At 53.1% G+C, this 5,863-nt stretch carries 4 protein-coding genes; all 4 read left to right on the top strand.

The features are described from left to right. Positions 1 to 236 precede the first annotated feature (236 nt). On the top strand, positions 237 to 2,558 hold the full coding sequence (gene lon / locus QVO97_RS04675) for an endopeptidase La (RefSeq protein WP_288188964.1): 2,322 nt from the start codon (positions 237 to 239) through the stop codon (positions 2,556 to 2,558). 21 nt (positions 2,559 to 2,579) lie between these two features. Beyond that, complete coding sequence (gene yihA, locus QVO97_RS04670) at positions 2,580 to 3,218, top strand: ribosome biogenesis GTP-binding protein YihA/YsxC (protein ID WP_022359223.1); 639 nt, start codon at positions 2,580 to 2,582, stop codon at positions 3,216 to 3,218. A gap of 342 nt (positions 3,219 to 3,560) precedes the next feature. After that, on the top strand, positions 3,561 to 4,562 hold the full coding sequence (gpr, locus tag QVO97_RS04665; RefSeq protein ID WP_022359222.1) for a GPR endopeptidase: 1,002 nt from the start codon (positions 3,561 to 3,563) through the stop codon (positions 4,560 to 4,562). A gap of 87 nt (positions 4,563 to 4,649) precedes the next feature. Continuing rightward, positions 4,650 to 5,863: stage II sporulation protein P (spoIIP, locus tag QVO97_RS04660; RefSeq protein ID WP_288188946.1), on the top strand; the 1,214-nt coding region annotated here is incomplete at its 3' end.

Raw genomic sequence — 5,863 nt, 5'->3', positions numbered from 1 at the left:
AGAGTGCGCCGGAGCTGGTATATCGCGACAATACGGTGCCCCGCAAGTCTTTTACAGGACGTTCTAAGAAAGACAGAACCGGCGAGATTGCGTAAATGTAAAGGAAAATAAATGCAGCAGCTTGAGAATGGCGGCTGTTAATGGGGTCTGTGAGATGGCGAACTGCCATAGGCAGACCCCTGTTTTTCTTTTCACAGGAAATAACGATACATTTGATTAAGAAAGATAAAGGTGTTATGGAAGATAAGAAACTGACAATGCCGATGATCGCGCTGCGCGGACTGACCGTGCTGCCGCAGATGACGGTAAATTTCGATATCATCCGGGATAAATCCATCGCGGCGGTGGAGCAGGCGATGGTGGGCGATCAGCGAGTATTTCTGGCGACGCAGAAGCAGCCGGATGAGGTGATCCCGGATATTGATGGGATTTTTCAGGTAGGAACGATTGGCTACGTGAAACAGCTTGTCAAGATGCCGGGCGGCATGGTGCGCGTCACGGTGGAAGGGCAGGAGAAAGCCGAGCTTCTGGAGATGGAGAAGGGCGAGGCATGCTGCACTGCGATCGTGGAGATTCTGGATCCGGTCGAGGACGATCTGGACACGATTCAGAAAGAGGCGATGCTCCGGATTCTGAAAGAAAAGCTGGAAGAATACGGAAAATTAAATGTGGCAGCGGGACGTGAAGTATTAAGTCCGTTGATCGCACAGCCAGATCTGACCGAATTAATGAACCAGATATCAGCCCAGTTCCCGTGGAACTATGAAGCGCGCCAGTCGGTGCTGGAATGCCGGACGCTGACGGAGATGTATGAGACAGAGCTGCAGCTTCTGCTGACGGAATTAGAGGTTTACCGCGTGAAACGCGAGTTTCAGACGAAGGTAAAGGCGGCGCTGGATAAAAATCAGCGTGATTATATTCTGCGGGAGCAGCTGCGTGTGATCCGGGAGGAGCTGGGAGAGGAAAATCCGGTTTCTGATGCGGATGAGATGAAGGAACAGTTGAAGAAGATCAAAGCCAGCGTGGAAGTAAAGGAGCGGATCCGCAAGGAGATCAACCGTTTCCAGAATATGCCGGCTGGCAGCCAGGATGCGAATGTGATCCGGACATATCTGGAAACGGTGCTGGAACTGCCGTGGAACAAAATGACGAAGGATAACGCGAGCCTGAAGCATGCGGAAGAGATTCTGGAAGCCGACCATTATGGTCTGGAAAAGGTCAAAGAGCGCGTGCTGGAATACCTGGCAGTCCGCATCCTGACGAAGAAGGGCACCAGCCCGATCCTTTGCCTGGTGGGACCGCCTGGAACCGGTAAAACCTCGATCGCCCGCTCGATTGCGAAGGCGATGGGACGCAAATATGTCCGCATCAGCCTGGGCGGCGTGCGCGACGAGGCGGAGATCCGCGGTCACAGAAAGACCTACGTCGGCGCGATGCCGGGACGCATCGTGGAAGGGCTCAAGCAGGCAGGGGTTGCCAATCCGCTGATGCTGCTGGATGAGATCGACAAAGTCAGCAGCGATTATAAGGGAGATACATCCTCGGCGCTCTTAGAGGTGCTGGACAGCGAGCAGAATGTGAAATTCCGCGACCATTATGTGGAGATCCCGATTGACCTGTCGGAGGTATTATTTATCGCGACGGCGAATACAACGCAGACGATCCCTGGACCGCTGCTGGACCGTATGGAGCTGATTGAAGTCAATAGTTACACGGAAAATGAAAAATATCACATTGCAAAAGATTATCTGATTCCGAAACAGCTGGAGAAGAATGGCCTTTCGAAGGAACAGTTAAATATCACGGGTCCGGCGCTGGAGAAAATGATTCACAGCTACACCAGGGAAGCTGGAGTCAGGAATCTGGAGCGCCGGGTTGGCGATATCTGCCGCAAGGCAGCCAGAGAGGTGCTGGAGAAGAAGAAAACGTCGATCCGCGTGACAGAGCGGAATCTGGATCATTATCTGGGACGCGAGAAAGTCTTCTTCGATGCAGCCGGAAATGAGGCACAGGTCGGTATCGTGCGCGGTCTGGCGTGGACGAGCGTCGGTGGCGATACACTGCAGATCGAGGTCAATGTCATGCCGGGCAAAGGCGTGCTGCAGATGACGGGTCAGATGGGCGATGTCATGAAGGAGTCGGCGCAGATTGCACTGACCTATGTGCGTTCGATTGCATCTGATTACGGCGTGAAGGAGAACTATTTCGAGAAACACGATATTCACCTGCATATCCCGGAGGGCGCGGTGCCGAAGGATGGTCCGTCGGCCGGAATCACGATGGCAACGGCGATGCTGTCGGCGGTGACAGGACGGAAGGTACTGCCGCGTGTGGCGATGACCGGCGAGGTAACGCTGCGCGGTCATGTGCTGATGATCGGCGGTCTGAAAGAAAAACTGCTCGCAGCCCGCATGGCGCAGGTGAAAAAGGTACTGGTACCGGCGAAAAATCAGCCGGATGTCGAGGAACTTTCGAAGGAAATCACGAAAGGAATGGAGATCGTATACATCAAGGAGATGAACGAAGTCATCCGAGAGGCATTTGTACCGGAGAAATAGCGGTTTAGTAGGAGAAAAAATATGATTATAAAAGATGTAAATCTGGAAACCGTCTGCGGTATCACCAGTAAGCTGCCGGCAAATACACAGCCGGAATTCGCGTTTGCAGGCAAATCAAACGTCGGCAAATCGTCCCTGATCAATGCGCTGATGAACCGCCGATCCTATGCGAGAACATCCTCGCAGCCGGGCAAGACCCAGACGATCAATTTTTACCATATCAACGACGCGTTTTACTACGTCGATCTGCCGGGGTACGGCTACGCGCGCGCGAGCGTCGAGGTCAAGGCAAAGTGGGGCAAGATGATTGAGAATTATCTGCACAAATCGCAGATGCTTCGCTGCGTCTTCCTGCTGATTGATATCCGTCATGAGCCGTCTTCAAACGACAAACTCATGTACGACTGGATCGTTTCCCAGGGCTTCCAGCCGATCCTGATTGCGACCAAGGCTGACAAGATAAAGCGCAGCCAGCTCCAGAAACAGTTAAAGATTCTCAGAACAGGTCTGGGAGTCGGCACCGAAGTGATGATGATTCCGTTCTCCGCCGAGACAAAACAGGGCAGAGAAGAGATCTGGAACTATCTGGAAACGGAGATCTGGAAGGTGGAACATCCGGGGGAAGAGATGCCGGTGGAGAGTGCGGACGGCGAGAAATAGAATAGAGTTTTAGAAAAATTCGAAAAATAAACGTATAAACTGCGGTATCTGACCGGATATCAGGCGGCGCTTATCCTTGCGGGCGATGTCAAATATCTGGGCTGGGTGGCGCAGTTTTTTGCGTTATGTTTTTTTGAGAGAATAAAACATATATTTCTGGAAAATATAAAAATTGAGGTAACTGTTCAGTAGGTCTGCGCATTTACTGCGCTGACCGTACGAAAACATGGGCCAGCAGGCAAAAATCCCATTGCCGTAGGCAATTTTTAATGGATTTTTGCGCGTGACTGTGAAGGTACTGAACAGTTACGAATTGAGGAAAATAAATAGAAAGGAGCAGCCATGTTTGAAAATCGGACGGATCTGGCGTTGGAGGAGAGAGAAAGTTTTGAGGGGAATGGGGGCGAAATCGGCGGTGTGGCGCTGCGGGAATGGCGCTGTCATGGCAGTTCGATCCGGATGACGGAAGTCTCGATTTTGAACGAAAAAGGTGCGGAATCAATGGGAAAGCCGATGGGAACCTACCTGACGATGGAAGATCCGGGTCTGTCGGAGACAGAGGACGCATACTGTGAGGCGGCTGCCGGGGAGTTAGGACGGCAGCTGGCGTCCCTGATCCGGAAAAACTGTGCTTCAACCATGGCCGGACTTTCGATTCTGGTAGCGGGACTGGGAAACCGGCAGGTGACGCCGGATTCGCTGGGACCGCGCGTGGTGGATGGGCTTTCGATGAACCGCCATCTGCGGACGGAGCCAGGCAGAAGAAATGGCACATACCTCTATACGGCTGAGAAAGCGGGGCGGACGGTGCATCCGGTTCTCAGCGGTATCCATCCAGGGGTGATGGCACAGACAGGGATGGAGACGGCAGAAATTGTCCGCGGCGTCGTGCGGGAGAGCCGCCCGGATCTGGTGATCGCGGTCGACGCGCTGGCGGCGCGAAACGTCCACCGTCTGGCAAGCACCATTCAGCTGACGGATACAGGAATTCATCCGGGTTCTGGTGTCGGCAACCACCGCCGGGGAATGACGCGGGAAAATCTCGGCGTGCCGGTAATCGCGATCGGCGTTCCGACGGTTGTGGGCGCGGCGGCGATTGTTCATGGGACGGTCAATGCGTTAGTGCGGACACTAACCGCTTCAAAAGAGGGCAGCCGGTACGGTGAATACATCCGGGAACTGGATTCGGACAGCCAGTATGAGCTGATCCGGGAACTTCTGGAACCTGAATTTGGAGCGATGTTTGTGACCCCGCAGGACATGGACGAGCGTATCTGCAAGCTGAGCGCTGCAATCGCCGAGGGGATCCGGCGGGCAGTGGAACGGCTGGAGGAAGAAAGATAACACTGAAAAAATGCCAGATTGAAAAACAGAACCAAACAGGAAATTACACTTTGCTAACCGCATAGGATAGAACAGGAAAGAAGGGAGATGAATGCGGTGCGGTGGTGGCAGAGGGCAGCCGGGCTCCTGATGGTTCTGTTTTTGCTGACAGTCGGCTGGAAGATGCGTGCATTCATCTGGACAGCTGTGCAGAATGCGGTGGTAAGGTCCTGGTATCCGGTCTGGGGGACTAATTTGCGGGATATACCAGATTCGGAGGAGGGGAAAAGGCATAGACTTGCCGGGTGGAAGAAACAGACGCAGGGAGAAGCCGATCCGTCCTATTATAAATATCTGGAAGAACAGGAAGTCCGGCAGGAGTATACGGATTTCCTGGCACAGTTTTCCGGGAGTAGGCTGGTGGATGGAACTTTACTTGGAAAATGGAACGGGCTTGTTCATGGAAGTGGGAGACAGGGCGGCGGAGAGACAGACGAAGAGAGGCTGTATAGTGCTGGAAAGAATGGAGAAAAGACAGAGAGGGCAAATCCTGCCGCACTGGTGGACAGCCCGCGTTTGCGGAAAAAGCTGGAAGATTATGATTATCTGATCCAGCATTTTTTTACAATCCACCCGACGGCGTCGATTGACCGGAGCCTGATGAACGCAGAGACATTTTTGTCGATGGATCTGACAATCAGGAAGGACGAGGCGGACGGACCACAGATCTTGATTTATCATACCCATTCGCAGGAAAATTATAGAGATTATGCGGGAAGCGACGGAAAGGGCGCGGTGGTGTCTCTGGGGGAAGAGCTGGCAAAACGGCTGCGGGCGAAAGGGTATCAGGTCTGGCACGATACAACTGCCTATGATATGAAGTCGGGGCATCTCGACCGGAGCCGTGCCTATACATATGCCTGCGAGGGTGTCACGAATCTTTTGCAGAAGTATCCGTCGATTCAGGTGATTTTAGATGTGCACCGGGACGGTGTCAGCGAGCAGACGCATCTAGTCACGCAGATAGAAGGGAAACCAACGGCACAGATCATGTTTTTCAACGGTACCAGCGAGACGCCGGACGGACCGATCGAGTATCTGGCAAATCCCTGCCGGAAGGAAAATCTGGCGTTCAGTTTTCAGATGAAGTGGAATGCCGATCAGATATATCCTGGGTTTACGCGGACGATTTATTTAAAGGGGCTTCGTTACAATCTACATCTACGCCCGCGCTCGGCGTTGATCGAGGTTGGGGCACAGACGAATACATATGAAGAGGCGGTCAATGCGATGGATCCGCTGGCGCAGCTTCTGGATCAGGT

It is taken from the genome of Clostridium sp. CAG:43 (genome assembly GCF_000434655.1).
GTDB lineage: Bacteria > Bacillota > Clostridia > Lachnospirales > Lachnospiraceae > Otoolea > Otoolea fessa.
The sequence above is the reverse complement of the archived record's forward strand: the minus strand, read 5'-3'. Positions and strand labels throughout refer to the sequence as shown.

Coding starts and splice junctions, on each gene's coding strand:
- lon (WP_288188964.1), top strand. CDS start 237: ATGGAAGATAAGAAACTGACAATGCCGATGATCGCGCTGCGCGGACTG.
- yihA (WP_022359223.1), top strand. CDS start 2,580: ATGATTATAAAAGATGTAAATCTGGAAACCGTCTGCGGTATCACCAGT.
- gpr (WP_022359222.1), top strand. CDS start 3,561: ATGTTTGAAAATCGGACGGATCTGGCGTTGGAGGAGAGAGAAAGTTTT.